The following is a 26,961-nucleotide window of genomic DNA, read 5'->3' on the forward strand; positions in this document are numbered from 1 at the left end:
TTAATTACCCCCACCCAGCCAGCCGTCGACCTTTTTCAAGGTGGCTTCAAAACCGGTCAGTGCCTGCTCGCCCTCGGCGGCGTCCTCGCCGGTGCCGCCCTTGCCACCCACGGCAGCGCCGGGGCCGGATTGGGCCGTCACGCCATTGGCTGTGCGGCGCCCTTCGACCTTTTGCGGGTTGGAGACTTTTTCGGTCAGGGTGAACTGGATCCGCCAAGCGCTGAGGGTGTCGTCTTCGCGGGCGCTGACGCCCTCGGAAAACTCCACCTGACGGATGCCGAACGTGCTCGCCGTATCGTTGACCACGCGATAGGTTTTGAGTTGGCCACCGCCTTCGGTGGCCTCGGCCATGCGCATCAGGTCACGCAGTTGCACCTGGTCAACGTAGGGGATCATCAGGGACGCAGTCAGGGTCTTGGGCTTGAAACCCTTGTGGGCGGTTTCGGTGTTGCTGGTCTGGCCCGACATATCACCGCTTTCGATCCGCATATTGGCGGTCACTTTCAGGCCCTTGCCGCGCACCTGTTCGCCATCGAGTAGCAGCGTCATAGGCCCACCAGCTCGCGGACGAAGCTCAAGCCCTTTTCCGACCCCACCAACAGCGCCCCGGCGCACAGCACCCATTCATGGCCCGGCGCTTCGGTGCTGAGCAAGTGTCGGCGCAGGTCGCTGGTGGTGCCGGGGCCGATCATCCGCGCGCGCAGGCTACCGTCCTGCTGGCCACCGGCAAGCAAGGCTTTAAGGTCGGCCAGTTGTTGGTCGCGGCCTTTTTGCTGGGCGGTCTTGCGGCTGGCCAGCGCGGCCAGATCGCTCATCGGTGAGCTGTCGGCGGCATAGCTCTCCAGCACCGCCAGTTGGCCCGCCATCGACTGTTTGGCGGCCTTGAGCAAGGTGCAGCGCTCCAGCGGCAAGGACTGCCAGCGCGGCAACGGCCCGGCGTTGGGGATTTCCCACTTTTCGGTTTCCAGCTTTGACAGGTGCCGGGCGCGGCGCTCGGCGCGCACCAGATCCGGCATCGGCAGCAACGCATTGAAGCGCGACAGGCTGTCGGCCAACTGGTCAAAGCGTGTGGCCAGGAACATCAGGCACAGCGCGTACTGCTGCCCTTGGGGACGGCTGGCATCGCTGACGTCCACCAACTTGTTGGCCAACTGCTGCACCAGGTTCGGCGCCGACAGATACCGCTGGTAGCCACGGCCCTGACCCACACCACTTTGAAACGGCGTCACCACCAGACAGGCCGGGGCTTCGCCCATCTGTTCCGTGAGGGCCGCACGCCCGGCCGCAATCACGCCTTGCGCGGCGGCGCCCACCGGCCCCGGATTGGTACTGGTCATGCCGTCCAGGCCGCTCAGGCGCAACGCGGTGCTGGCCAGCTCGCCGCTGGCCAAGTCCTTGGCCGCGCTCAGTTGCTGCATCCAGCCGGTGGACTGCTCGGGCCAGCGCAGGGTCACAGGTGCCCAGGTCATGAAAGCGCCTCTCCCCAACGGATGGCCTCGACCGTCTCCAGCTCGCCGCTGGCCAACGCTTGGTCGAGCTGCTGTTTCAGCTCATTGCCGTACACCAGCAGCTTCATTTTGAATTGGTTGAAGTCCTCCCCCACCTGGCGCAACTGCTGCGCCGTGTGCAGGTGAAAGCCCTTCTCCCCCTGCGCATCACGGCAGGGATAGTGCATGTCGATGCCCAGCAAAATGGCGGCGTTCAGGTTCAATTGGTCGTCCCGCTGACTGTCGTAATCAAAACGGGTACCGGTGGCGTTTGAGCTGAATCCCGAAGTGATAGCGTCCTCGCAGCGCTGGTCAATGTCGCGGCGCGTGCGCAGGCTTTGCTGCTGGGCATCCAGTCGATAAGGGCGGAACTCCAGCACGTTGTTGACGTAGTACGGCGCTTGCTCCTTGCGGTAGTTCAGCGAACCGTCATAGATCGTTTTCGCCACATCGATGGCGTCGTCCGGTATGGCATTGCCGTGCAGTGCCGATGAATAGCGAGTCAAAATGCGGCCGTCAGTGGCCAGCAGAAAGCAAAAACGGGCCATGGTTATTTCCCTAATGCCAGAAAGAAGGCTTGGCCCTCATGTGAAAAGGTACCGCCCGCGCTCCAGAGGAAACGCGAACTGTCCACAACCTGGTGCACCATGCCGAAGTTGTTGCCAAAACCGCCCTGCGTGCTGGACATGAGACTGAACAGCATGCCGAAGCACTCATTCGGGAACGGGGTCGGGAAGTACCGGTAATCGCTGCTGGAAATACACTCGCTGGTGGTCGCCCATTGCAATACCCACCCGCCCAACCAGGTGGGGGCGGCAAAGTAGCCATTGCGCCCGATCGACCAGGAGCAACCCCGGCGCAGTTTCTTCGGGGTGACGATGGTGCTGTCATCGTTTCCCGCATCGATCTGGGCGTCAGAAGCAATGCGCGCCACGCCCACGTCGGCGGTAGTGGCCAGCTTTGAGCTGTCGATGATTGTGGCTTGCCCTTTGAACACAATCGGGTTGGCCCCGGCCTCTGCACGTCGCACGATCAGTTGACCGGCCGCCCCCGCCATCACCACCGCAGGCAGCCCGGTGTTGTGGCGCATCCATTTGGCGCCGTCCCAGTAGCAGTTTTGAGACAGGCTGGTCTCGCTGATAGAGCTTAAAAAACCGTACTGACCCGCGTGAATGTCCAGGCTGTCACCCGACAAGGGGTTACGGTTTGGAATGGCGTCGGTGATGCCGTAGTCCTTAAGCGTGGTGCCCTTGTCGGCCTTTTTATCCAGCGTTTTGTTGATGACAACCAGGTCTTTATTGATCTGACCCACGTTCACATTGGTCTTGTCGATCGCGTTATTGATGGGCACCAACAAGTCGTCCACCTGGTTGGCGCTGTAGGTATTGAGGCTGTCCATTAACGTGGCGTCATACGTCCAGACAATGGGATTGGCCCCGGCCGCTGCCTTGCGGATGATCGCCCGGCCATTGGTGACGGCAATGCAGGCGGCAGGTTTGTTGGTGTCGTGACGCATCCAGCGGCCGTCCGCGTAATAGCAGTTCTGGCATAGGCTGGATTCGAGAATCGAACTCACAAAACCAAAGCTGCCCGCGTGAATGTCCAGGCTGTTGTTAGGCAGCGGGTTAAGGTTCGGGATGGCATCGGTGATGCCATACCCTCCCAGCGTCGTGGCTTTTTCGGCTTTGGAGTCCACCACCAGATTGAGCGCCGTCAGCAAGCGATCGATCTCTACGATGCTGTACGTGTCGCCACTGTCGCGGATCGAGGCCGAAGATGTCCACACGATCGGGTTCTCACCTGCGCTCGCACGCTGCACCCGCAATCGACCACCACCGCCCACCAACACCACAGCAGGCTTGGCCACGTCATGCCTCAGCCAGGCTTTCCCGTTCCAGTAGCAGTTCTGGCACAGGTGGGTTTCGCTTTCAGCCGACACAAAAGCGAACTGCCCGCCGTGCAGATCCAGGCTGGTACCGGGCAGCGGGTTGACGTTCTGAATGGCGTCGGTGATGCCGTAATCCTTCAGCGTCGTGCCCTTGTTGGCCTTTTTCAGCAGTTCGGATTCGACCCAACTGCGACCGGCAAAATGCTTGACCAGCGCGTCTGTGATCGGCTCGGGCTTGCGCATGTCGGTGATGGTGTTGGAATTGGGAATGTCGGCCAGCGGCACCACGTAGTGACGCACCCCAACGCTGTCAATGTAGTCAGGCAACGAGGCGCCAAAGCTCACTTTCCAGCTGACCACGGCATCGCTCAACTGGCGTTCCAGGCACACATCCAGCCAGGCTTTGGTCGGCAGGTTGGCCGGGGCGACTGGCGTGGCTGCCGCTGACAGCACCCGCACGCCTTCGATGTAAGCAATACCAGGCTTGAGCTGGTACACCGCCCCGACTTTCTCCAACTGCAAACCGCCGTCAAAGAAGCACGAACGCCCGAACATATCGCGGTTACTCAGGCGCTCGCGCTCGTCGATGCTGTGCAGGCGCACAGTGAAGTCGTGCTGCCAGGTCTTGGCGTCGATGGTGATGCCGGTCAGCGCCTGGGCGCCGTCGAACACCACCAGAAAGTTGCGGGTGACGTTGTTGCCGATTTGCAGCGGCGGGATGTTGCGGCGCTTTTGCTGCACCGGCACGTACGCCACGGCCAACAACACGTTGTCGGCGGTTTCGAGGCCGATCCAGTTCCAGTCGAAGTCCCCGATGTCGCTGCCCATCATCAGGCTGTAAACCACTTGATTGGGGTTCACAAAGCCTTTTTGGGTCACGTCGTAAGTGGCCACGATTTGGCTCACGGGCGGCTTGGCCGCGCCACGGTTTACCGGGCCGTTCGGGTCAAGGCCCGGCACGTTGGCCAGCACAAAGCGGCTGACGATCAGGGGTTGTTGTGCGCCGACTTTCTGCGCGATCAGGCTTTCACCTGCAAGGGTAATACTGGCACCCACGGGAGGCTCCTACAGGCTGGCAACCAGCGTTTGCTGGTCGTCGTTAAAGTCCACCGCGACGATGCGCAGCGATACAGGGGTGATGGTCACAAAGTCATAGCGGCGGCACGTGCGCCCGTACTGCTGGATCAACACCCGCATCAGTTCCGGGTTTTGCGACAGCTGCGAATCGGAGAGGCGCAGCAGCACCACGTCCCAGTCCCGATCGGGAAGGCGCTCGTCGATCTCGACGTAGCCCACGCCCAGGCGCTGCAAAATCCGTTTCAGCCCTGCGGTGCTGCCCGCGTCCACGGCGTTGATAAAGGCGAACTTGACCCGCAACCGGTACAGGCTTTCGGGTTCGTCCTTGAAGCGGCTGATGTCGCGCTGCCAGGCCAGCAGATCGAGCACGGTCAGGTGGCAGGTTTCAGCGTCCATTTGCAGCAGCGGCCACTGCAACCAGCCTTCGACCTTGTTCCACCAGGACTGACTGGCGGTCTTGAGCCTGTTCAGCTCCTTACCATCGAGCCAGAACGGCAACTTGAGTTTGATCATGCGAGCGTCACTACCAGGCTGTTGATCCGGGGGATGCTCAGTTCTGAAACGATGTCGGCATTGTCAAAGTGCAGCGACTCGATGCCGGGGAACTGTTGGTGCAGCTCTTCGCCCAGTCGGCTGAAAGAAAAGCGCGACTGCGGATAGGTCAGGGTCGGCTGGTAGTCGGTGACCGTGCTTTCACGGAACGCTGCGCGCACGAACAACGCCACCTCATCGCGCAGGCTGTCGCGCTTGTCATTGCCGATCAGGGCGCGTGGCCACAGGGTCAGGCGGATGGCGTGTTGGGTTTCGGGCATCACCATCACCACCAGGTCATCGCCGTGGCCATGGTTACCCTGGTCACGGATGTGCGCATTGATCTGCTCCAGGTACGTGGCCGCTGGCACGTCCGCATCGAACAGCACATAGGCGTTGGCACTACCGGGGCCACGGGGCGCGCCGTGCAGAAAATACACCCCGTCCGGGCGCACGCCGGGGAACGCTGAGATCATCGCCCGGTACACCGCGTCGGTGTGCCACTGGTTGACCGCCGAGAACTGGTTGCGCACGCGCAAGCGCAGTTGCTCGTCGGGTTCAGGGTCGGCGCCGGGGGCGATTAACCAACCATCGGCGTTCACCACCTGCGCAATGCCCGCCAGTGGCACCGGCAAAATGGCGTAGTAACCGGGCGCCAGGTTGTAGCCGCTGCCCACCTCCTGCGCCTCCACCGGCACTTCCAGTTGCAGCAGGCCATCGGCAAAGGTCGCGGGTGTGGTGGTGACCAGTTGATAAATATGGCCGTTGATCGCGGACGACTGCACCACGATGCCCGCAGGCAATTCCAGCGTGCCACCGGCTGCAATGCGGGTGAACAGGATCACGCCCTTGGCCTTGGTCGCGCCTTTGCGCTCGACGTTGACCGCCCAGGCCAGCATGTCCAACCAGGTGTCACCGGCCGTTTTGACAAAGAAATTCGGCAGCACGGTGTCGCTGATAAAGCTGATGAGCCACATGACTGGCTTGGTCACCAGCGCGGTAATCAGCCGCCAGAACGGCGAATAGGCGCTGGTGTTGCTCAGCTTGCTGCCTTGGGTCGCCACCTCGCTTTCCCACGCCTTGCGCAACCCGGCCTCGGTGGTCGGGATCCCGGCGTCTATCAGCGCCTGTTTAAAATCCACGTCGCTCACAGGAACACCTCGATCGCGCCAAACTTCAAAGTTTTAGCCGTCACCAGGTACTTGCCGCTGTCGTAGGACTGAATCAACGCCGTGCCCGGCACCAGGCGCACATCGGCCTCCACCAGCAGCTCCAGTTGCTGGATGCAATCACGCTGACGCAGACGGCTGCGCTCGGCCACCAACGTCACCAGCAAGCCGCTTTCGCGGATCATGTGCGCGATGTCCTGGGCAATACTGGCGCGGTCATCGATGAGCAACGGTTGACGCGACGGATCCAGCGACAAATCGTTGTCCACAATCAGCAGGTCGATGTAGTCATTCATCCTCCCACCGCCATGCTCATCATGTTTTCAAGCTCCAACGGACTCATGGGTTTGGTGTTGGTGATGTTCAGGTTTTCCACGTGGGTGGCCTTGCTTTGGGTTTGGCTGTTGTTCTGAATGCTGCTCAACAGGCCGCCCTTAGGCACGGCGTTGGGCCGTGACGGGGACAGGCTGCTCAGCGAGCTGTTGAGGCGTTCCTGACTTTGCTCGGACTTGGCTTGCGGCGGTGCCGCCGTCACCAGTGCAGGGACTTGCAGCGGCGGTTGCAGTGCATCGACCTGCGGCATGGCCGGGGTGGCCAGCGCCCGAGGGCCGGGGATGTTGGGTTGCACGGGCACAGGTGCCGGTGCCATCACCAACGGCGGCGCTTGAGGCACGAGCCGCAACGGGCTTTCCATCTCCGGCAGCATGGCCGTGGGGGCTTTCGGCACGGGGGCCATGACCAGCGGCGGCGCCGGTTGGGCCTGCACCTGCGCCACGCCGATGTCCGGCATCTGCGGCGGTGCTGGCAGGTCGCCAAACGCGGCATCGATCTGCACGCCGGGGATTTTGTTCAGCATCTCGATCAGGCCATTAATCGCGCCTTTGAAGATGTTGATAATCCCGTCCCACGCGGCCTTAGCCATGCCCATCCAGCCGCCCATGGAGCTGAACCAGTCACTCAAGCCCTGGAGCTGGTCACTGACCCACTTGAACGCCTCGCTGTTGAGTAGCGCGGTCGTCCACTCATCCCAGTAATAAACGGCAGCAGCCACGGCAGCGATCAACGCCACCACGCCGACCACGATCCACACGATGGGGTTAGCCAGCAGGGCCGCGTTGACCAGCCATATCGCGCCTTGCCACAGCAGCATGGCGCCGCGAACGATGCCCATCCACGCGACCATGGCCATCATGCTCAACACGAAAGTAGTGGCCATGGCCACGTGCACCAGGAACATGGCAATGCTGCGAAAGCCTGTCCAGGTGAGGATCTTCCAGACCGTTACCAGGCCCAGCCACACCATCTTGCTGACACCCACCACCAACGTCAGCGCGGACATCACCGCCGTGATGCCGAGCACGGTCAACGCTGTGATACTCACCACGCGGGTGATGTTGGGGAACAATTGTGACCAGCGCGTGAGGGTTTGCGCCACGCCGGTCAGCTTGGCCATCAGCGGTGCAAGGATCGGGATCAAAGCTTGGCCGAAGGCAATGCGCAGCGCCTGCACAGCGGCGCCGAACTGTTGCCACGGGTCAACCATCGCCCGCGCCATCTTGTCGGCGCTCTCCAGCCCGCGCACGTTGCCCAACTGCTCCATGCCATTGCGCAAACGCCCGGTGTCCTTGGCCAGAGCGCCAATCACCCGCGCTCCTTCGCCGCCAAAGGCATCGGTCAAGGCCGTGCCAGCGGCGGCGGTGGTCAGGTCGCCAAACTTGCCTTGCAGCTTGTCCAGGATGTCGAGCATCGGCAGCAACTTGCCGTTCTGGTCGGTGAACTTCATGCTCAGTTTTTCCGACCCTGCGCCGATGTTTTCAAACAGCGCCTTGTACATGCCCCCGGCGTCGCCGCCTTCCATGGTGCTGCTCAGCGTGCCAATCACCGCGAACTGTTCGGCCAGATCGACACCGGCCGTGGTGGCGATCGCGCCGACTTCCTTGAACGCATCCTTGAGCTGGGCGCCGTCGGTGCGGAACAGTTGCACCGCCAACGCGGTCTGCCCGCCCATCTTCTCGACCCACTGGCTTTTGCCCATGGCATCGGCTTGATCTTTGAACAGGTTGTACATGGTGCCGACGTAGGCGCCCATGGTGTCGGCGTCCGTTTTGGTGGCCTTGGCCAACAGGTTGCTGGTGTTGGTGAAGGTGGCCAACTGGCTGCCGCTCAGACCTTGAATGGCACCATTGATGCTGGACGCCGAGGCCACAAAGTCACGGGCGTTTTCACCGTAGGCCACTGAGAACTCCAGCGACTTGCGGTTGAGTGCATTCAGCGCGTCTTCGGCCACGCCCAATGAGCGGACTTCGCCCAGGGCGCGGTTCATCTCCAACGCCGGTTCCAGTGACTGGCTGATCGCAACACCCGCCCCCACCAAGCCACCCAGGCCAAGGCCCATGGTCTTGATGTTGTTTTGCCCTTGCTCGGCCAAGTTCGAAAAGCTGGTTTTCACCTTGCCCAGGGGCGCGGTGATCTTGTCGGTCAGGCTCAAGATAAAGGCCAGGCGGGCGCTGCGATCTGCCATGTGTGGCTATCCGTTCAGGGCATGGGCAATGCCGTTAGCCACGGCATATTCCATGCGTTTCCAATACTCGTCTTCCAACCACTTGGCCGTGCCCATCACCTCGGCGGTGGGTTCGGCGCCCGGTAGCCAGCGATTGGCCAGGGCCACTAACTGCCCCAGGCCGTTCTCACTCAGTCCTTCGGCGTGGTCGAGGGCTTTTTTACGATGATTTCAACGTCCGGGCCGTACTCTTCCAGCAACGTGCCGGCCAGTTGCATCACCATCACCGGGTTGGCCAGCAACGGTTTCAGGGAGGCGCGCTGTTCCTGCTTCACCGTGGTCACCAGCAAGTTGTTGGCCGGGGCCACTTTGTTGTTCTGGTTAACGGCGTTGAAGTACTTGGTCACGTCTTGAGGGGTCAGCTCAAAGGTGAATTCGCTGTTGCCAATTTCCAGTTCGATTTCGCGACGTTCAGTCATGGGGTGTTTTCCGTTCAGGTTTAAAAGTGGGTGATTCGGGTTAGCGCAGGCAGATCCGGCGCACGTGGTCTTGCAGCCCCAGGATCATTTCTCGACTGAGGGCGAGTTGATCGCGGAGGGTGAAATAATCCGGTCGAGCGTCTGTTGCGAGTTCGGCGGCGCCTGCATCAGCCACGCTGCCGGAGCCGGTCTGGTCGGGCTTTGGGGTGCTACAGGTGGCTTTAACGAACAGCCGCTTACCACCACTATCAACAGCACGGCGCAGATCATTGATTTCAGAAAGTGCATGGTTCAGAGCCTTAGTTCGAGTGCGGTCGTTTTCGTCACGATCAGCCAGCATTTCTCCACTGATACGGGCCGCTTCGCGCAGTCCGCTGACCTCAAACAAGGCGCGGTTACGCTCATCGATGAGGTGGTTGAACAGAAACCAGGCGGCCAAGAACAGCAGCAACGAAAGCAAGTTCGTGGGCAACGCGGTCATAGTCCGGCCCCGCACAGTTTGGCTTCGGCCAACCGGCGCGCATGCAGGCCGGGCACGAAGATTTTTCGGCCCTGTGCATCGGTGACGTACGCCCACACCGGGGTTTTGCCATCCGCCGCCCACGCCAAGGCGTTGCAGCCCTCGGCAATCCGTCCGGCGTTTATCAGGCCTACTGCGCGACTGGCGCAGGTGCTGGGCATGCCGAAGTTGTGGCCATGACTGCTCAGGGCATCGAAAGGGTTCTGGCCGATACGTTGATTGGTCAGGCAGTCCGCCAAGGCAAGCTGGCCTTTCTCAATCACCAACTGTTCCACTTCGGCGCAGCGGGCTGGAGACCAGTAGTCACCCACCACCACGGGAAAAGGACTGGTGTAGCGAGTGATGCCCTTGCACACCGAGGGCAGGCCACGGGCCAGGGTGTCGGCATACACGACGTGCTGGCCTTCGCCTTCCCATTTCCCCAGAAAAGCGACCAACGAGGCGCTGGCCAGCGCAATGGCGCCGGTGGCGATCTTGTGGCGCAGGTTCATGGGAAAACCAGCCGAAGCAGAGCCGGGACAACCATCTGCAACACCGCGCCGACAATCGTCAGGATGGTCAGTAGTTTTGTTACCTTGGCGCCGATGTCCGTAACCGCTACGGTCAGTTTTTTTTGGCCAGCGTTAAGGCTCACCAATTGACCGGCCATGTGTTCAAACTGGCCCTCCAGCTTGGTCACACGGGTAGGCACGGTTTCATGCCGACTTGTCATTTCATTAAGCCGATGCTCAGTGACCGCCATTTTTTGCTCCAGCACCCCCAGACGCATAGGGTCAGTAACCTGTGCGGGAGCTGGTGGCGGTGCCGAAGGTGGGGTGGATGGCAGAGGATTGCTGCTCAACGCCGGGTTGATATTCATCTGCGGCTTCCTTTTTCGTAGATGGACTGGCATGGCACACACCGCAGGATCCCGCCCAGCGCCTGGCGTGCTGCGGGGATTTCGCCCTCACAGTCCAGGCACTCGCTACGGCTTGGCCCGATCGGGCGCACGCGGGCCAACTGGGCGGCAATCGCCTGATCGCGCTGACGTTGCTCCAGCGCCTGGGCGCGATCGAACGGGCACGACATCAGCTCAGCCCCTCAATCTCGGACACAGCCAGGTACGGCACACCATTCATGCGGATAAAATCCCGGCTAGTGACGTCGAACGGCACCTTGTGTTTGGATTTCTCGCCACCTTTGGGGTCGATGCTCAGCAAGCTGGACACCTTTAACTTGCAGCCGAAAGCTTCGATGCGCATTTCTTCATCGCCGCTCTTGGCGAAAAACACGTTGTCGAACGGCTTCAATTCGCGAAAACTGCCCGCCGTGCGCGCGGCATCCACCAGCAGGCCGAAGTTGTAGCTGTCCAGCTCCAATTCACCGCTGGCCGACACGTCGCCATCCACGTAGCCATCGGGCACGCCACGGGTTTGCGCCACGGCGCTGTTGTCGGTGATGTCGAGGGTGCAGCTCTCCACGTGAACCAGCAGATCGCCCAGGTTCACGTCAAAATTCTTGCCGCTAATGCGTGGCATAGGGGGTTACTCCGTGGCGTCGTTGGAAAGATCCAGGGCGATGTTGGCCGTGATGTCTTTCGGGCAGTTGTGGGGTTTGAGCTTGATGTACGCCTCTACGGCGGTTTTGCTCTTCCAGACCAGCACGATGTCGCCGTCCTTGGGGGTCTGGATTTCACCGGGGAACACCTGGCCCGCAAACGTGACGGACTTGGCCATCGCACGCAGGGGCGCCATCAGCGCGTTGATGTTCACCGCCATGCTGTTGGGCGTGCTGTTCAGGCGGCGATCACCCACGCGACGGATCAACAGCGGGCGCACCTGACGCGCAGCCTTGTCGGCCAGACGCAAATGCTCGATCACCTGAAAGTCGCTGGCAGGGGTGTCCAGCAGGTTGCCGTCGCCCCAGTACACGCCCTCGTAGTCCGGGTAGGTCTGCGAGACCGAGAACCGCGCTTTATCCAGCTCGGCACGGATCGCGGACGGCAGCGGCACGCCTTCGGAGTCTTCCGGCACCGGGCCAAGGCCCAACACCGCACCGCTGGCCACGCGCATCGGCGTATCGGCAATGCTCACGGCGGCATTCGCCAAGCGACCGGCCAACACGCCCAAATCGTTGCCGTGCAACTGCGGCACCACCAACACACGCGGCGCGGCCAGACCGGCCGTGATGGCTTTCTGTTCGGTCAGGAACTGCGACCACGGTTGCAACGCGGTAATGCCCGACGTGGCGGCCATCACGAACGAACGGCGGCCGTAGACGTTATTCAACGCCACCGCCGCATCGTTCATTTGCGACAGCTCGGCGCCGGTGGTGACCGGTTTGGTAATCACCACCGCTTCGACTGAAAAGCCTTTCTGCTGGGTCATTTCCAGCGCGTCCGACCACGCGCCGTCTGCGCCGATCGGCACGGCCACGCAGGCCCAGCGGTCGCCACCATTGAGTCGCGCAGCCGTGATCTGGGTTTTCAAATCACTGGCAGGAATGCCCAGCTCGTTATCCAGATCGCTGTCGGTGTTGAGGGCCAACACCTTGCCGATGTTTTTGGTACTGGGGCCAATGAAGAGGAAATAACGCTCGATCGCGGTCACTTCGCCTTGGCCCAGATTGAGATTGTTAACGCTGACTTTGCCGAGTCCCATGGGGTGCCTCTTTAGCGGGGTGAATTTAGGATTTGTTCAAAGACCTGGTTAACCAGTTCGCGGGTTTCATTACTGCTTTGCACGCCGAGGAACTGGCGTTTGGGCAGGGTGATGTCCCAGCTTTGTGCGCCCGAGGACTCGGTTCTTTCATCGTTCAAAATGCGGATCAACAGACCGGCCTTGGCGTAGTTCACGTGCTCTTGAATCCACGCCACAGACGGTTTGGTCAGGTTCTTTTTGCCTTTGACGCGCACCCGAAAACCCAACTGACGCAAGCGCTTGGCTTGCTTGTCCGTGCAGGCGACACCGGGTGGGACTTTGTTCCAGCGGCGCATCTGCGCGGCCGTGCGGCGTTCGCTGACGCCGTTGTGCTGCTGCGAGGCAACCCAACGCGTGAGGGCGTTTTTCCAGCCCAATTCGGCCTCGTCCGGGCTGACGCGGGTGACTTGCAGCAGCTTGGCCAACCCCGCTTCCATCTTCTTTTTGCCCTTGGCCGAACCCTTGCGCTCAGCGAACGGCGAGCCGTCGAGGTTCTTCTGCTCGCGCACGCGCTTGCGGCTCATCGAGCGCACGCGTTTGGTGACGTTGTTCAGCAAGCGGCGGCGCAGTTGTGGCCGCAGCTCCATCAGGGCCAGTTGCGCGTCAACGTTGAGCAAGCCCCGGATATCGAGGTCGAGCGGGCTAGCGGCCATTGCTGCCCACCTCGCCTTCTTCCGCGACCCACAGGTCAAACGGGATGAATGACCAGGTCTGCCCGAAAGCCTCGATTTCGCCGTCCGGGTCTTCGGCCAGGTACTGCGGCTCGACGAACTCCACGGTGATTTCGACGTCAGCCAGGTCGTTGTCCAGCATGTCGATGGCAAAACTCAGCATCGGCAGCCCGTCGCGGTCGCGGTCGTGGCTCTCCAGCCAACTCCCCACCAAAGCCATCAGCCGTCCGGGATCATCAGCAAAGCGCTCAAACACCACGACCGCGCTATAACGCATGTTCGCGAAGTGCATGCCTTTCAGATCGGGCTTCCAGATCATTTCCAGACTGATCTGGTTTGCCCAGCTGTCGAGCTGCTCGGGCATGACCAGATTGCGGCTCAGCAAATACGAGGTCAGCGCTTTCAGCTTCTTCACGACAGAAACTCCCCGAGCACGCTTCTGCGGAAGCATTCGGCAGTCATGAGGTGGCGGCTTTCGCTGATGAAGTCGGACATGTCCAAAGCCCACAGGTGCCGTTCATGGTGGTTGCCGTTGGCTTTAACCAGTTGCATAAGCATGTCGTTGTCAGGGCCATCACGGCCGAGGACACGAAGGCGTGCTGCAGTGGTGGCGTAGTAGGCGCCCTCTCGGATGGCTGTTGACTTCAAAAAGTCGAACTCGTCGTAGAACCATACGGCCAGATTCGGATCGATCTCGGGCGGCAGTCGCTGCCCATCAGAGATAACGGTCAGGCCCGAGTAACGCTGGCTCAGTTCGCTTGCGAAACGTCGGTTATGGACTACAAAGACCACTGACTTGCCAGCCTCGACCAGTGCGCACGCCATCTTGGCCAGGCGGGTCGTCTTGCCTGTCTGACGTGGCGAAATTTCCAGGTACGCGATTGTCACTGGCTGGCTCATAGCAACACCGCCGTGATGCGCCCACGGCCTTGCAGCGAGCGCACAGCCTGCTGACTGAAAGACAGAAAGGTTTCGGCGCGCTCAGGGGCTTCCTTGCCGGTGTTTTCCGCGCTCTCGCGACGGGTCACGGTGGCGAACTGGGTCAACAGGCTGGCTTTGGCGCGTGCATACACGGCGCGCTTGTACGTCACTACGTGAAAAGCACGCTCTGGCAGCACCATAGGGTCAGCAGATTCCACACAGACAACGCCTACGGATTGCCACTTGGACTTGCAGCGCGCCAAGTCGGTGTTGACCTCGACCATGGCAGTGGTCAGATCCGCGACCAGCATATCGCCCAGGTACTCACCCGGCAGGCGATAGCCTTTCTGGAACTCGCTCACCGACAAGTCGGGCCAAAAGCCGTCATTGACGATTTGCTGTTCAACCAACGTGGTGGGTTTGCCTGAAAAGCTCATTGCCGGGCGCTCAAATAGGGCGGGAGAACTGTTTCAGGGAGGCAGGCCATAAATGGCTCACTCTCATCCACAGTTTCCCGCTGGGGGGGGTAGTCGGTTATTCGGTGGCCGGTGCGGCCTGTTGCTTCGCCAGCGCCTTACGGCACTTGGAGATGCGGGTTTCATTACCGGCCTTGGGGTACAACTCGGTCGAGCGCTCAAGGTGCTTGAGTGCGGTGCTCAACTCCCCTGCTTCTATGGCGCGCATGCCGATCAACTTGTGGTACTTGCTCGGGATCTGCTCCGTCAGTTCCCACTCGCCATCGACCAGCGGCAGCATGTTGCTCAAGTAGGGTTCAGGGCTGCGCTCAGCGTTGTACTCGGCAAAGGCCCAGTCGATGACGGCATCCGCGACAAAGGTCTGGATGTCGCGGCGCTTGAAACGCTCCGGCATCACCTGGCCCTGTTCGATCGCGAAGTCCGCCAGTTCCAGACCGTCTTCGAACTGCTCGGTGTCAAACAGCCACACCATCACCTGCACCAGGACACGGTTGGGAAAGTTCAGGCCCGACTCGCAGTAGCGCTGCACATAGTCCTGGTACTTGGGCAGCAGCTCGTCGCGCTTGAGCGTCTGACGCCCAGCCAGTCCCTTGATCGCGCTCAGGCGCTCAAGGTCTTGATCCAAAGCGGCTTCCTGCAACATCAGGTGCTTACGGGCGTTGGCCGGGCTGCTCAAGGCATCAGCGGGCGAGTACGCCAAAGGAGCGCCCGCTGCCATAACTGCCGCTGCGCTTCCCTGTGCCAGGGTGCGGCGCTTGTGCGCCAGGGCCAGACTCACGCGACCACCAACTCAACGTTTTCAGTCAGTGCGATCTTTTCCATTTGCTCGATCACATAACCTTCGTTGCGGCTGTTGTAGTCCTCAACACGGGAGCGTTTCGGGTTGTCGACCGTCTGCTTACGCCAGCTGGTGTCCTGGAAGTAAATCGACAGGTTGTCCCAACTGGTGACCAACACGGCGTTGACCGGGAAGTTCGGCACGCTGAACGCGGGCAGACCGCCATAGGTGGCAATGACCTGAGCGTTTTCGATGCGCTCTTTTTCGGTCGGGGTATCGCCCTGTTTGGTGTACAGCTTGGCCTTGTCAGCCGCCAACAGGTCAGAACCGATGATCGCTACCAGGTCGCCGTCTTCACGCAAGATTTCGTCAACCATTTGCTTGGTGTCATGCACCAGGGCGTCAAGGTTGGCGTAATCGCCACCGGCACCCAACGTGATCTTGCCAGCGGTTTTGCCCTCTTTGAGCACTTGTTGCGGGGCATCTTCACGCAGTTGCTGCAACCAACCTTTGTTGACGTCCTGCAACTTGGGGTTGGCGTCCAGATCGGTCTGGGGTGCCGCCGTTTTACCGTGAAAACCGATCACAATTCGGTCTTGTGCAATGCGCTTTTGCACCGCAGCGGAATAGCGATCCTGGAAGTCGGGAAACTTCGCCCACGCGTCGATCTTGGCGTATGGCAGGCCCACGTCAGACTGGGTATCCACCAGCTCATAGGTGGTGTTTTCCAGCGCCGACGCATCCTTGGCCTGGCGGTCAGCGGTTTTGGTGTTGGTTCGGCCGGTGACCGGGCCATTGACACCAATAAACACCTTCTCGCCCTTGATCTCGCTGACCGGGATGATGTTGATGCGTTCCAGAAAGTCCGCTTTCGCCGTGATCGCGTCGTTCAATTCCTGAGCGACCGAAGGATCAACGCTGAACATCTTGCTGGCACGCTGAACGCCGTAGGTGTCGGCAATTGCATCCTGCAATTCAGCGTAGTGCTTGGCGCCCTTGGCGCTCAGTTGTGCCATGTTAAAACACCCGCTTTTTGGGAGTATTTACAGGGCCTGGGTTACGCGGCAACTGGCGACCGACGGCGGTGTTCTGCAAGGTGGAGAACTGCTTTTGCAGTTTCAGCAGTGCAGTCAGTACCGCCTTGTTGGACGAACTGCCTTTGCGTTTGAATTCGCGCTCTTCTTCGGCAGTGGTGACGATGTCGTCAACTGCTGCCTGCACATCTTCAATAAGCTCAGGTTCGGGGTCTGGGGTGTCGGCTGCAGCGCTGTCGATAACGACGTCTATACCAGCCACAATTATCAGCAGCTGATCGCGCAGAGCCTTCAAGGCTGTGCCGTTGGCTTCATCCATTTGGGATTTGTTCTCTGTTTGAGGTGGAGTGGTTTCAGCGGGCGGGGTTTCGGTTGCGAAATTTTTGAAGAACGTGGTTAGCGCTTTAATCAGCCCTTTTTCATCTGAATTCGCGCTGTCGTGATGCGCGTGGACAAGCTCGACCGAAGCGGCGTAATAGGTGCGCTCGCTGGTCTTTCTCGAAAAGTAGAGTTCTTGGGTGCCAATGCTGGCCGGCTCATCCGTGACAGCCAATCCGGTCATATAGGATTTGCCCTTACCCCGGAAATTCGGATAGATCTCGATACTGCTAAACAGCTTCTGGCCTTGATCATTGAGTTCAAGCAGTCGGTCATTCGGCTTGAGTTGGGCCTCCAGCGCGACTTGGCCAGGCTCTAGATCCTCACCTTCTTCAAGTAGGCGGACGGCAAACACGGTGCCGTAGGATCCCTGCGAGCGATCGTGTTCAGACCAGATGACAGCGGTGTAAAGAGACGGCTTGTAGGTCTCGGCGATATCACGCAGTTCCTGGGGAAGGATGTCACGACCATCAGTGGTCGGGCCGCTGGTGGCGACACGTTTCCAGTACGAGACAAGGGAACGGGGCATGGTGGTTAACTGCGCTCAATCGGTGATTTGAGCCGCCAAGATAGGGAGCGATCCAGCCCGAAACAAACGATTCAAATCCGCCCTTCTCCTATTTTTAGCTTTTAGGAGAATCTCGGAAATTATCAGCACGTTTTCACCGTTTTCGCCGCATAGACTGCGGCCCATGCTCTACTCAACCGAAGTTAAAGAAGCCGCTAAACGCCTGTTTCTACGCCGCTGCAAGGCCAAGGAAATTCAGGCGCAACTCAACCTGCCCAATATTCGGATCGTCTATTACTGGATCCGCCAGGGCGGTTGGGAGGACATGCTGTCCGATGAAGAACCGCTGACCGCTGTCGGACGCAGAATCACCCTGTTGCTGGACAAAGCCAGCAGCCTGAGCAAAGACGATCTGAACGAACTGGATCGACTGACCAGCATTCGCGAGCGACTGCTAAAGCAGGCCGTGAAACCGACAGCCCCGACCGGGGGTGCTCAGGACGCCCCGGACGAAAGCCCCCAAGCGCCGCGCAGGGAACGTGCCAACCGTGGGGACAGCGGCGGGAAGAAACGCGAAAAGAAGGCCAAGAACGACATCAGCGGCCTGACCGAAGTGGACTTCCTGGATAAGTTCATCTCAAAGATGTACGGCTACCAAAAAGAACTGTTCGCCGCAAAACAGAATCCGCTGACGCGCAGGATCCGCAACATCCTTAAAAGCCGTCAGGTCGGTCTGACCTATTACTTCGCCGGTGAAGCGTTCATGGACGCCGTACTGAGCGGCGACAACCAGGTGTTTCTATCCGCCAGCCGATCGCAGTCGGAGATTTTTCGCAGCTACATCATCCAGTTCGCCCAACAGTGGTTTGGCATCGAACTGACCGGCAACCCCATCACACTGAGCAATGGTGCCGAGCTGCGTTTTCTCAGCACCAACAGCAGCACGGCCCAGGGCTATCACGGTCACGTCTATGTCGACGAATACTTCTGGATCCGCGACTTCGAAAAACTCAGCACCGTGGCCAGCGCCATGGGCACCCACAAGAAGTGGCGTAAAACCTACTTTTCAACGCCCAGCGCGGTGTCGCATCAGGCGTACCCGTTTTGGTCCGGTGAAGAGTTTCGCAACAGCAAGCGCGGAAAAAAGGCCGGTGGCACTTGGCCCACTGAATCAGCGTACACACAGGGCGCGCTGTGCCCGGATGGCCAATGGCGCAAGACCATCACGATTCAGGACGCAATCGACGGCGGTTGCGATCTGTTCGACCTTGAGCTGCTGCAACTGGAGTACGACGAAGACAAGTTTCAGCAGTTGTTCTATTGCAAGTTCATCGACAGCACACAGAGCGCGTTTGGTCTCAAGGATCTGGAGCGCTGCTACTCCGACCTGACGTTGTGGGAAGACTACAAGCCGGACGACGACCGCCCCTATGGCAACAGCCCGGTCTGGCTTGGGTACGACCCCAGCCGCACCCGCGACGACGCCACCTGTGTGGTTATTGCTCCACCGCTGGAGGCCGGGGCGAAATTTCGCATCCTCGAAAAATACAGTTGGCGGGGTCAGTCGTTCAAATACCAGGCCGAGCAAGTTAAAAAACTCACCGAACGTTTCAACGTCCAGCACATCGGCATCGATACCACGGGCATTGGCTACGGCGTGTTTGACCTAGTGCGCGACTTCTACCCTCGGGCCACATCGATTCACTACAGCCTGGAGACCAAAAACACTCTGGTACTCAAGGCTCAAGACACCATTCAGGGCAGCCGCATCGAATGGGATGCGGGGTGGACTGATATCGCCCAGGCATTCCTGACCATCAAGCGCGGCACCACCGGCAGCGGCCAAGTCACCTACAGCGCATCGCGTACCGACGCCACCGGCCACGCCGACATCGCGTGGGCGATCATGCACGCCCTGGCCAACGAACCCTTGAACACAAACAAGCGGCGCCGGAGCCGCTACATCACGAGCGGAACCCATGTCCAAAGCACGACGCAAACAGCACCAGGTCACTCAGCAGCCACGCCAACAGCAGCCCATGCGCGCGTTCACGTTCGGGGAACCGGAACAGGTATTGAGCGGCAACATCGGGGAGTACGTGGGGGTATTTCCCAGCGACGACGGCGACATCTACAAGCCCCCGGTGTCGCGCACCGGGCTGGCCAAGCTGTTGCGCGCCAACGCACACCACGGCGCCATTCCGAAGTTCAAACGCAACCTGCTATTGCGTGAGTTCATCCCCTCGGCGGGGTGCAGTGCCCACACCATGGGCTGCGCGGCGCTGGACTACATGGTGTTTGGGGATGCCTTCTTCTATTGCGACACCAACACCTTCGGCCAAGTGCTGGAGCTGAAACACCTGCCCGCAATCAACATGCGGGTCAAAGTGGACGGTTGTTATCGAATGCTACTACCCGACGGTAAATTCATGGACTTCGAGCGAGATGAAATCATCCATGTCATGGACTATGACGTCGAACAGACCATCTACGGCATCCCGGACTATCTCGGCGCCCTGCAAGCACTGTTGCTCAACGAAGCCGCGACCTTATTCCGCCGCCGCTACTACAGCAACGGCGCCCACGCGGGTTACATCTTCTACACCAACGACCCCGATCTGACCGAAAAAGACGAAAACAACCTGCGCGAACAAATCAGCGCAAGCAAAGGCGTGGGCAACTTCCGCTCGATGTTCGTCAACATCCCCAACGGCAAAGAAAACGCCATCCAAATCATCCCGGTGGGCGACTTTCAGGCCAAAGACGAACTGGAAAAGGTCAAAAACATCACCCGCAACGACATCATCGCCGCATGGCGCATGAACCCGGCCCTGGCGGGCATCATCCCGGAAAACAGCGGGGGGTTTGGCGATATCGAAAAGATTGACGGGGTCTACACCAGCAACGAGATACGGCCCATCTGCCAGTTGTTTAACCAGGTCAACGATGTCTTGAGACCAGACAGGAAAATTGATTGGAAAAAACCAGAAAGAACAGAAATAACAACTGACTAAATACACAGTTAGCAGTGAAAACCACTACACGAAAAGGCATAATAGTGATTATTCAACCCTGGGGAGGGAGACATGCGAATTTACTGTACCGGTTGTGGCCACAAAGGACGTATCAGCTCACGGGCGGAAGTAACACGAGGTTACGTGAAATTGTATTGTCAGTGCTTGGACGCAAAGTGCGGGCACACTTGGCTATCCGAACTAACGTTCATACATTCGTTACGGCCACCAGCACAGCACCTAGATACACTTTTAGTCGAGCGCATCAGAAACTTATCGACAGCACAACAACAGGAACTATTCGAGCAAGTAGGCTCGCAACAATTCGACTAACAACTCGCCTACTGTCGCAACCTCCTAACATTTGCCAAAGCCTGCCTCTCGAGTGTCCACCACGGACATCTCAAATGATAACCATCGGTCTGTGTTTCAGAATGCCTGCGCAGCAGGCATATAAGCCGCCGACACCATCTAACTTGATACCTCCGATCTTACAGCGGCGACACTCGCGAAGCGGTCGGCTATACGCCAAGCTCGCCCCAAAGAAATGTGCTGCACCGCAAGATAAAGCCCGCGACCGCTACCTGCGAATTTGCAACTCACCTCGACGCGCCCAATTACCGCTTTTGTGCCCCATGGATTTCCAGCACGGGTGCAGGGCACTGCCCTGCCGCTGTGCGGGCGCGCAGCCCGCGACTTGTACTCGGGCCGCGCCTTGGCGCGAAGTGCTCGAGGCATCATCTTGTACCCAACACACTGACCCTGTGGACACCTCGGAAAGCTCTTTTTTTTTCCCTTTGGGGATGCTGAGTGGGGTTTAAAATTCCATTTAATTCAAAGACCTTTGGGATTACCCGGCCGGCCGCTGGCGGCGTATAGAAATGACGCTGAAAAATGGGCGTGATCGTCCGCCTGAGCCTGCATAGCGATGCGTGCCAACAGTGATCGTATGATAGGGAGTGTGTTTTTCGACTGCCAGGCGTAGCCCGGCCTCGCAAGATTTGCGATTAGTTCTGAGGGATGTCTTTCTTGACTTGGACGTTGCGCAGTAGCCGCGCCATGGATTCGCCCAGTCCACCTGAACTCTTGTCAGGCTCAAGCGCAGGTTTTACGCCCCTACCTGACCCTCGAGACGGGGTCATCACTACTGATCCACCATGCACATGAGCCGCCTTGCGCGCCTCACTCTTTTCCCAATTGCTACGGGATTGCTGCCTGCGGAACTCCTCCAGGGATGCCTTTTCCTGACGAGCTGCACGAAGCCCGCTGACCTGGTGAAGTTCTCTCTCTCTGCGTTTGATGGCGGCCTTCTTGGCCCGGTACCAAAGGTAGCGAACACCAAGATCGGCAAAGAATTTTTCTGTGAAGCGCACCAGCACCCGGGTTCGCACCAGGTTAAGTCCAGCCTCGTCCTTCTCATCCAACCGTACTTTCTCGATGCGCCGGTAGACGTATCCGGCCAAGTCCAAGCTGTGCATGAGCCGGTTAAGGGAAGCAGGGGACATATCGCAGTCTTCAGCGACACCGCATTGGGTGTTAAGGAAGTACTGCCCTCGTTCGATATCCAGCCATCCCAGCACGCCGGTGGCCAAGTCCAAGCGGAGCAACAGTTGCTCGGCTGCCTTGGCCAGTGCGTCGAATTTCTCGGAGCGGGTACGGCGACCACCGTGGATCGTGTCCAGGTCGCGCAGGTACTGCCCACGCAGATCACCAATGCGGCTTAGGCGCGAGAATGCCATGCGCAGGAGGGGATTTTTCAGCTGCTGGCCAGTCAGTCGGCGTGGAGCTGAGTACCGCGGCGCACGGATTGGCGCACGGAGTGCGGCATGGGGATCTTTCTTGTCACGATGGACAGCAGGAGGCCTGCCCTTCTTGGGGCTGTCGGTGCGGCCGCTTGCCGTGCGAGATTTGATGTCCTTATCAAGGGGGTTCACAGAGACGTATTCACCTGGTGAAGTACGCTCTCAGCACGCGAACGCAGTTCGCTGCAGCGGGCTTCGACCGAACGCAAGCGATCGACAAACTCAGGCAGTTTGTCCAGGTCTTCGATATCAATTCGACCATCAGCCAAGATTTCACTACCGAGGGAGACTGTATTGCCCAAGCGGGCAACCAACGCGCCGAAGACCCCAACAGGGTTGGCATCACCGATCAGCGCACGCGCTCCAGTCAGCCCGTGACGGCTGGCCAGCTCATTCAGACAGCGCTCCTGAAAGTCTCCTTCGAGAGCATCAACCCAAGCCTCCTCAAGCCAACTTGGCAGGTCAACTTCACCACTGAGCCAACGCCCAACACGCCGCAGCCAAGCCCCTGATGATCTTAGAAAGGTCTCAGAATCGTTGCCCTTCGCCAACAGCTTGAAATCAGGTACATCCTTGCTGGTAGCCTTTTCAGGAATCAGGCGATGTAAATGGCTGCTTAGTGCCTGAGCAAAGTCATCCTGGCTAAAACCTGTGCGCGCAATCATTTCAGCGGCATGAGCTACCAGCACCTGATCACGGGAGATGGACTGCTGTCCTGAGTTGGACATATTCATACAACGCTACTGCTTATAGCCTCAGCAGCGTCTTGGTTTTCCAGCACTTTTGATGGAAAAGGCCGAATCTCTTTAGCGACACATGAGCCGTCGTCATTGACCATCACCATGATGTTTCGACGAATGCGAATAGCTTTTGCAATAGACGCAGGCTTAACGCCAAGTGCTCGCGCAACTCGTGCCTGACCTAGCTTAGATACCAAGTCATTCAAGGAAACGTTTTCCATGCCACACACCTCTACCTGATGAATGGCGAATATTAACCGCAGACATATTTTTTATCAATGCCGCTAGCTAATCATCGGCATTAGCTAGCGGCTTATACTTTTATGATGACCAAGAAAAAACCTCTCCCCCCGGCACTTCTGGCTGAATGCAAAGCAGCTCACGATCTTTATCTCTCGAAAAAGAACGCGCTTAAGCTCAACCAAAGGAAAATTGCTGACGCTGCTGGAATCACACCAGTTTCGGTGAATCACTATTTGAAGGGTATAAACCCGTTGAATGCTCGTTTTGCCGCAATTTTGGCGAAACTGCTTAACGAACCAATTGAAAGTTTTAGCCCACGACTTGCTGCGGAAATTGCAGAGATGAGCAACGTTGGGCCAATGGTGCAGCCGCACCGTCAGAGTAGGGAATATCCAGTTTTGAGTTGGGTCGCTGCAGGTGAAAGGCTTGAGTCTGTAAACAGCTATCCAACCGGCATTGCCGAAGAGTGGCTAAGTTCTACCGAGAATGCGGGTCCGCATGGCTACTGGCTAAGAGTAAAAGGCAGATCGATGACATCGGATACACCTCCAAGCTTTCCGGAGGGCACCCCAATCCTGATCCGCCCAGAAGGCTTTGATCTTATCAGCGGGAAATTTTACATCGCTGAACATACCATCAGCGGCGAGCACACCTTCAAACAATATGTTCAAGACGCTGGTGTAGGATATTTAGTGCCTCTGAACCCCGAGTATCAGACTGTGACTCTGGACGGGACTTGGGAGATCACGGGCCGGGCAATTGACGCCAAGATAACCGGCATGTAATCCGCAGTCCAAAAGCGCGACGTGTTGCATACGTGCGCTTGAACTGCCGGTGAGTTGAACGCAAGCAGCACAACGTCAGCTCATCATTTTTCGTTTGACAAGTCCTGGCGGCGCGCTGTGCACCACAATATGGCCCTGCCCGATCTTGAAGTTCTTGATCACAGCAATGCATACATTCCATGCCTCCCTTGCCACAGCGTCGCCGGACTCAATCACATTGCCCTGGTCGTCGATTATCGCCAGCCGAGCTGATCGACCGTCGGCGGTACTGAACTGGTAGCCACTGGTGACATTGGCACTAATGCAGCCATTTTCCAGTGTGCCTGTCTTGGGGATACCTATCATGACTGCGCTCCGTACTCTGTTGGCTTGTCTGTGTACATGTTGATGATCAACGCAATGGTATTGGCGTGCAGTTCTCGATTGCTCTGGGCCTGATGTATTGCTCCCCAGTTTTCAGCATCGATGGCGACATCCAGGTCTGTATTTGCGCTTCTGTAGCCAGCAATGCTTCGGTCGAACAATCGTTTGGTGTCGGGTTCCGAAATGATGATCGTCATCGTCATAGCCGCCCCCTCAAGCCGCACAGCGGTAGTTGGCAATCAGCTCTTGCACGCAGCCTGAAAGCAGCTCGTAGGCCAGTGCCTGATTGCTAGGCAATAACAACGGCAAGGTCAGCCCGACGCTATCCAGCTCAAAGCGAAAGACTGTACGCGCAGGATCGCTGCGGCTGGGATGCAACAACAGGCCAAGTTGCTCGATCCCTTCAGCTGGCAGGTAATAACTACCTTGGCGCAAGCGAACCGCGTCACGCAGCACTGATTCAACGTCACTCACCACCAAGTGCTCGTCAACTTCCCGCACGCTGCACGGAGATGCGCCGTTGGCCAGCTCTTCAAGGAAAAGCGCAACCCTCTCAGCGTTATCTACACGCTGAGTCAACGTGAGGCTGTTGACGCTATCACCCAATTCGACACGCACAGACACAGCACTGATGGACTGCTCGATCACCACGTAGGCCATGGCGCAGATCATCCCGTTTCGGGCGTGCAGCGAGTGAATAAACGTTCCGTTTTGGTTTATCTGCTCAGCCAATTGCGTGCGTGTATTGGGGGAAAGGATGAGGGTGTGCATGCGAGGAATCTCCTTTGTGATCAAGTCAGCGTATTTCACCGACCTGAACTGTTGGAGACACGTTAGCCGCAGGCTAAGATTCAGTCAATGCCTGCGGTTAATAATTTCGCTCAATAATTAACCATAGACATTTAGCCTCGATGCTGATTTGTCCAACTCAGGTACACGACACCCTCATCCATACGAGTCACGCGCACGCTTTCCTCTAGCTCAAACTGCTCAAGCAGTGCATCCCAATCATCCATTTTTTCGCTGGACTGCCTTACGATCAACGTCCGCCTCCACAATTGTGCTGCTGAACTGTTGACCTGTTTCAGAATGCGACGAGCGAGTTGTTCGCAAGATGTTGACTGCTGATGGGTGGAAGCTGGAAGAACATGTGGAAACATAAGGCACCCTGCCATTACTGTATAAGCATACAGTATCACGAGGCACGGCTTAATCCCAGTCTTCGCTTGACACCCACTCACCACTGCGACGATCAATCTGAATCAGCCGGTGCTGCCCTGTCCGAGAGAGCAGCTGAACATCAATTAATTGACCTTTTCGACCATCTGGTTCAAGCCCTCTCATGTAAATGACAATACGCTCGAACGTATCCATGACCAACTGACGCACCTTCTCCCTAGCACCATAGTCACCAGTACCAACCAACTCTGCCAGCTCCTCCCAACGCTCTGCCTGAGCAGGTTGAGAAGTCCCGGAGACTGTAGCCAGCGCATACTCCAGTTGCAGTACCTTCTGTTCAGCAACAACCTGTTGCGCTTCCAACTCGCGAGCCTTACGAACAAATGCGATCGGGGCAGAACCACTCTCATCATCCAAAAGCGCTTCAGTGATCTTGCCGAGCTGCCTAGTGTTTTTTTCTACGGCTGCTCGTGCAATTACCAACTGCTGACGAATGCCTTGCCCATCGTCCCCCACTTGCAACAAGCGCTGCAGATTGAGTTGGTCAGAGCAGAAATTCAGCAGCGCACGCTCGATCGGCACGACACTGCAACTTCCACTGGCTGAGCAACCCCCGTTCTTGCTGTACGAAGTACACTGCAGACGCCTATGACCGTCAGCAAGACTTCCATCGGCTCGCCGACGCTGCATGATGTTTTGAGCCACTAAGGCGGTTCCGCAGTACCCACAATAGGCGAGTCCAACGCCGGTAATTATTCCGGGGATCTCACCAGCTCCACGACGTCGATGGCGCTGGCTTGCCAGGTGTTGCAGCTCTGCCCACTCTGTATCGGAAAGAATCCGGGGATAATATTCCTCCAGCATGTAGGCCTCGCCATCCACAGCCAGCCGCTTGGCTCCGCGTAACGCGGGCAACTTAATCAGTCGATAAACCTGCTGCCCAGAAATTCCCCAGCTGGAAAGCTCGAACCCCTCATCGTGCATCAGCTTCGCAGCGCGCCCAGCACCAAGCCCCTGCTGATACAACTCTAAAGCTCGACGCACAGCACTGACGCGCTCAGGAACCAACTCCCAGCCCTGTTCACCCCAATGCAACCATTGAGGGTCTTTGCCATTGCGGATCAAGCCTCGGAATGAACCCGCTACCCACCCTTCACACTGACGGCGGATCGCGGCTTTAACGCGCTTGCTCTTTGTGTCGGATTCTTCATGCGCCCGAATCATAACCAGGAGCGAATAGACCAAGTCCATAGGCTGGGCTTTCAAACTCGCCCGGTTGTACTCGCGGCCATCGCTGGCGGTGACGACAGTGATACCTGCATTGATGATCTGGGCCAACTGGGCCTGAGCCTGTATAGGTTCCGCTCGACTCAGACGATCCAAACCCTCAACCACCAGAACTGAGCCGCTGGCAATACGCCCGTCCTCAATCGCTCGAAGGAATACGCCCAATGCACCCTGGGTAACGTGACGTTGGTGGTAAGCAGATAAACCCTCATCTTTTAGCGTGAGGGTGGCATCCAACTCCATACCCTGCTTCGCCGCCCAAGTTGCAGCGTAGGCAAGTTGGCGATCCGCACTACTGCCAGCAGCCTGACGAGGGTCTGAGAAACGAAGATAACTAAATACCTTGCCTATACCTACCTTCAATACCTTCAATACCTTCACCCCCAAAATGAGAACGAAAACCAATAGCAACAATTGCTTTTGCGCATTTTTTAATCAGCGCTTAGAATCGCG

Annotated in this window: 35 protein-coding genes; 4 read left to right on the top strand and 31 right to left on the bottom strand. The window is 58.4% G+C overall.

The genetic code is table 11. The annotated features are described in order from the left end of the window. The 23 genes from GYN01_RS04430 to GYN01_RS04540 all read right to left on the bottom strand — a co-directional run bounded on the left by GYN01_RS04430 (position 1) and on the right by GYN01_RS04540 (position 17,116). Positions 1–549, bottom strand: coding sequence for a baseplate complex protein (locus GYN01_RS04430; RefSeq protein ID WP_203302403.1), 549 nt, complete (start codon positions 547–549; stop codon positions 1–3). Beyond that, entirely contained in the window at positions 546–1,469 is a 924-nt protein-coding gene (locus tag GYN01_RS04435; RefSeq protein ID WP_203306637.1) for a hypothetical protein, read from the bottom strand. Before GYN01_RS04435 ends, GYN01_RS04430 begins: the two co-directional genes overlap by 4 nt. After that, entirely contained in the window at positions 1,466–2,035 is a 570-nt protein-coding gene (locus GYN01_RS04440; RefSeq protein WP_053075973.1) for a DUF4376 domain-containing protein, read from the bottom strand. Before GYN01_RS04440 ends, GYN01_RS04435 begins: the two co-directional genes overlap by 4 nt. Before the next feature lie 2 nt (positions 2,036–2,037). Continuing rightward, positions 2,038–4,431, bottom strand: coding sequence for a phage tail-collar fiber domain-containing protein (locus tag GYN01_RS22550; RefSeq protein WP_203306638.1), 2,394 nt, complete (start codon positions 4,429–4,431; stop codon positions 2,038–2,040). 9 nt (positions 4,432–4,440) lie between these two features. Continuing rightward, positions 4,441–4,965, bottom strand: a complete 525-nt coding sequence (locus GYN01_RS04450; protein ID WP_048362786.1) for a phage tail protein — start codon at positions 4,963–4,965, stop codon at positions 4,441–4,443. Further along, positions 4,962–6,134: a baseplate J/gp47 family protein gene (locus GYN01_RS04455; protein WP_203306639.1), complete on the bottom strand. Its 1,173-nt coding sequence runs from the start codon at positions 6,132–6,134 to the stop codon at positions 4,962–4,964. The genes GYN01_RS04450 and GYN01_RS04455 overlap by 4 nt, the downstream gene beginning before the upstream one ends. Continuing rightward, positions 6,131–6,448 (bottom strand): DUF2590 family protein, encoded by a 318-nt coding sequence (locus GYN01_RS04460; RefSeq protein ID WP_203302398.1) that lies wholly within the window; start codon positions 6,446–6,448, stop codon positions 6,131–6,133. Before GYN01_RS04460 ends, GYN01_RS04455 begins: the two co-directional genes overlap by 4 nt. Further along, positions 6,445–8,673, bottom strand: coding sequence for a phage tail tape measure protein (locus GYN01_RS04465; protein ID WP_203306640.1), 2,229 nt, complete (start codon positions 8,671–8,673; stop codon positions 6,445–6,447). Before GYN01_RS04465 ends, GYN01_RS04460 begins: the two co-directional genes overlap by 4 nt. 6 nt (positions 8,674–8,679) lie before the next feature. Further along, complete coding sequence (locus GYN01_RS04470; RefSeq protein WP_048363032.1) at positions 8,680–8,820, bottom strand: DUF6890 family protein; 141 nt, start codon at positions 8,818–8,820, stop codon at positions 8,680–8,682. A gap of 23 nt (positions 8,821–8,843) precedes the next feature. After that, positions 8,844–9,131, bottom strand: a complete 288-nt coding sequence (locus tag GYN01_RS04475) for a putative phage tail assembly chaperone (RefSeq protein ID WP_048362782.1) — start codon at positions 9,129–9,131, stop codon at positions 8,844–8,846. Between the two features lie 40 nt (positions 9,132–9,171). Further along, positions 9,172–9,612, bottom strand: coding sequence for a lysis system i-spanin subunit Rz (locus GYN01_RS04480; protein ID WP_203306641.1), 441 nt, complete (start codon positions 9,610–9,612; stop codon positions 9,172–9,174). Continuing rightward, complete coding sequence (locus tag GYN01_RS04485) at positions 9,609–10,142, bottom strand: lysozyme (protein ID WP_203306642.1); 534 nt, start codon at positions 10,140–10,142, stop codon at positions 9,609–9,611. The genes GYN01_RS04480 and GYN01_RS04485 overlap by 4 nt, the downstream gene beginning before the upstream one ends. Next, positions 10,139–10,510 carry a hypothetical protein gene (locus GYN01_RS04490; RefSeq protein ID WP_238936075.1) on the bottom strand — a complete coding sequence of 124 codons (372 nt, stop codon included), beginning with the start codon at positions 10,508–10,510 and terminating at the stop codon, positions 10,139–10,141. The genes GYN01_RS04485 and GYN01_RS04490 overlap by 4 nt, the downstream gene beginning before the upstream one ends. Beyond that, a complete protein-coding gene (locus GYN01_RS04495; protein WP_203306643.1) occupies positions 10,507–10,719 on the bottom strand; it encodes a TraR/DksA family transcriptional regulator in 213 nt (70 codons plus the stop codon). Before GYN01_RS04495 ends, GYN01_RS04490 begins: the two co-directional genes overlap by 4 nt. Then, positions 10,719–11,168 carry a phage protein gene (locus GYN01_RS04500; RefSeq protein ID WP_203306644.1) on the bottom strand — a complete coding sequence of 150 codons (450 nt, stop codon included), beginning with the start codon at positions 11,166–11,168 and terminating at the stop codon, positions 10,719–10,721. The genes GYN01_RS04495 and GYN01_RS04500 overlap by 1 nt, the downstream gene beginning before the upstream one ends. Before the next feature lie 6 nt (positions 11,169–11,174). Beyond that, positions 11,175–12,290, bottom strand: a complete 1,116-nt coding sequence (locus GYN01_RS04505; RefSeq protein WP_203306645.1) for a DUF2586 domain-containing protein — start codon at positions 12,288–12,290, stop codon at positions 11,175–11,177. Positions 12,291–12,301: 11 nt separating this feature from the next. Beyond that, positions 12,302–12,982, bottom strand: coding sequence for a virion morphogenesis protein (locus GYN01_RS04510; protein WP_203306646.1), 681 nt, complete (start codon positions 12,980–12,982; stop codon positions 12,302–12,304). Then, on the bottom strand, positions 12,972–13,415 hold the full coding sequence (locus GYN01_RS04515; protein ID WP_203306647.1) for a phage tail protein: 444 nt from the start codon (positions 13,413–13,415) through the stop codon (positions 12,972–12,974). Before GYN01_RS04515 ends, GYN01_RS04510 begins: the two co-directional genes overlap by 11 nt. Next, complete coding sequence (locus tag GYN01_RS04520; RefSeq protein ID WP_203306648.1) at positions 13,412–13,888, bottom strand: hypothetical protein; 477 nt, start codon at positions 13,886–13,888, stop codon at positions 13,412–13,414. Before GYN01_RS04520 ends, GYN01_RS04515 begins: the two co-directional genes overlap by 4 nt. A gap of 8 nt (positions 13,889–13,896) precedes the next feature. Further along, on the bottom strand, positions 13,897–14,358 hold the full coding sequence (locus GYN01_RS04525) for a head completion/stabilization protein (protein ID WP_203306649.1): 462 nt from the start codon (positions 14,356–14,358) through the stop codon (positions 13,897–13,899). A gap of 97 nt (positions 14,359–14,455) precedes the next feature. Continuing rightward, entirely contained in the window at positions 14,456–15,175 is a 720-nt protein-coding gene (gene gpM, locus GYN01_RS04530) for a phage terminase small subunit (protein WP_203306650.1), read from the bottom strand. After that, positions 15,172–16,191, bottom strand: coding sequence for a phage major capsid protein, P2 family (locus tag GYN01_RS04535; RefSeq protein ID WP_203306651.1), 1,020 nt, complete (start codon positions 16,189–16,191; stop codon positions 15,172–15,174). The genes gpM and GYN01_RS04535 overlap by 4 nt, the downstream gene beginning before the upstream one ends. 1 nt (position 16,192) lies before the next feature. Continuing rightward, positions 16,193–17,116 carry a GPO family capsid scaffolding protein gene (locus tag GYN01_RS04540; RefSeq protein ID WP_203306652.1) on the bottom strand — a complete coding sequence of 308 codons (924 nt, stop codon included), beginning with the start codon at positions 17,114–17,116 and terminating at the stop codon, positions 16,193–16,195. A 163-nt stretch (positions 17,117–17,279) separates the two neighbouring features. Here GYN01_RS04540 and GYN01_RS04545 point away from each other — a divergent pair, with 163 nt between their 5' ends. The 3 genes from GYN01_RS04545 (at position 17,280) to GYN01_RS04555 (ending at position 20,442) form a co-directional block, all read left to right on the top strand. After that, on the top strand, positions 17,280–19,328 hold the full coding sequence (locus GYN01_RS04545) for a terminase large subunit domain-containing protein (protein WP_203306653.1): 2,049 nt from the start codon (positions 17,280–17,282) through the stop codon (positions 19,326–19,328). Continuing rightward, on the top strand, positions 19,240–20,109 hold the full coding sequence (locus GYN01_RS04550) for a phage portal protein (RefSeq protein WP_203306654.1): 870 nt from the start codon (positions 19,240–19,242) through the stop codon (positions 20,107–20,109). The genes GYN01_RS04545 and GYN01_RS04550 overlap by 89 nt, the downstream gene beginning before the upstream one ends. A gap of 72 nt (positions 20,110–20,181) precedes the next feature. Next, positions 20,182–20,442 (top strand): ogr/Delta-like zinc finger family protein, encoded by a 261-nt coding sequence (locus tag GYN01_RS04555; protein ID WP_082152851.1) that lies wholly within the window; start codon positions 20,182–20,184, stop codon positions 20,440–20,442. A gap of 674 nt (positions 20,443–21,116) precedes the next feature. On the opposite strand, the gene GYN01_RS04560 is transcribed toward GYN01_RS04555, so the two are convergent. The 3 genes from GYN01_RS04560 to GYN01_RS04570 form a co-directional block, all read right to left on the bottom strand. Next, positions 21,117–22,043, bottom strand: a complete 927-nt coding sequence (locus GYN01_RS04560) for a hypothetical protein (RefSeq protein ID WP_239658763.1) — start codon at positions 22,041–22,043, stop codon at positions 21,117–21,119. Then, a complete protein-coding gene (locus GYN01_RS04565) occupies positions 22,040–22,576 on the bottom strand; it encodes a hypothetical protein (RefSeq protein ID WP_338053133.1) in 537 nt (178 codons plus the stop codon). The genes GYN01_RS04560 and GYN01_RS04565 overlap by 4 nt, the downstream gene beginning before the upstream one ends. A gap of 65 nt (positions 22,577–22,641) precedes the next feature. After that, positions 22,642–22,872: a Cro/CI family transcriptional regulator gene (locus GYN01_RS04570; protein WP_048362766.1), complete on the bottom strand. Its 231-nt coding sequence runs from the start codon at positions 22,870–22,872 to the stop codon at positions 22,642–22,644. Between the two features lie 102 nt (positions 22,873–22,974). Here GYN01_RS04570 and GYN01_RS04575 point away from each other — a divergent pair, with 102 nt between their 5' ends. Further along, positions 22,975–23,679 carry an XRE family transcriptional regulator gene (locus GYN01_RS04575; protein WP_048362765.1) on the top strand — a complete coding sequence of 235 codons (705 nt, stop codon included), beginning with the start codon at positions 22,975–22,977 and terminating at the stop codon, positions 23,677–23,679. A gap of 75 nt (positions 23,680–23,754) precedes the next feature. Here the strand turns inward: GYN01_RS04575 and GYN01_RS04580 are convergent, their stop codons facing one another. From GYN01_RS04580 to GYN01_RS04600, 5 genes are all read right to left on the bottom strand, one after another. Next, the gene (locus GYN01_RS04580) at positions 23,755–24,024 is read right to left on the bottom strand and encodes a hypothetical protein (protein ID WP_048362764.1); all 270 of its coding nucleotides are present in this window, start codon (positions 24,022–24,024) and stop codon (positions 23,755–23,757) included. Beyond that, positions 24,021–24,245 carry a hypothetical protein gene (locus tag GYN01_RS04585; protein WP_048362763.1) on the bottom strand — a complete coding sequence of 75 codons (225 nt, stop codon included), beginning with the start codon at positions 24,243–24,245 and terminating at the stop codon, positions 24,021–24,023. Before GYN01_RS04585 ends, GYN01_RS04580 begins: the two co-directional genes overlap by 4 nt. Before the next feature lie 10 nt (positions 24,246–24,255). After that, entirely contained in the window at positions 24,256–24,813 is a 558-nt protein-coding gene (locus GYN01_RS04590) for a hypothetical protein (protein WP_203306656.1), read from the bottom strand. 131 nt (positions 24,814–24,944) lie between these two features. Next, on the bottom strand, positions 24,945–25,217 hold the full coding sequence (locus GYN01_RS22635; protein ID WP_420850378.1) for a DUF1654 domain-containing protein: 273 nt from the start codon (positions 25,215–25,217) through the stop codon (positions 24,945–24,947). Between the two features lie 34 nt (positions 25,218–25,251). Beyond that, positions 25,252–26,913 carry a recombinase family protein gene (locus GYN01_RS04600; protein ID WP_420850379.1) on the bottom strand — a complete coding sequence of 554 codons (1,662 nt, stop codon included), beginning with the start codon at positions 26,911–26,913 and terminating at the stop codon, positions 25,252–25,254. Between the last annotated feature and the right edge of the window lie 48 nt (positions 26,914–26,961).

Origin of the sequence: Pseudomonas weihenstephanensis (assembly GCF_016812185.1) — a bacterium.
GTDB classification, from domain to species: Bacteria; Pseudomonadota; Gammaproteobacteria; order Pseudomonadales; family Pseudomonadaceae; genus Aquipseudomonas; species Aquipseudomonas weihenstephanensis.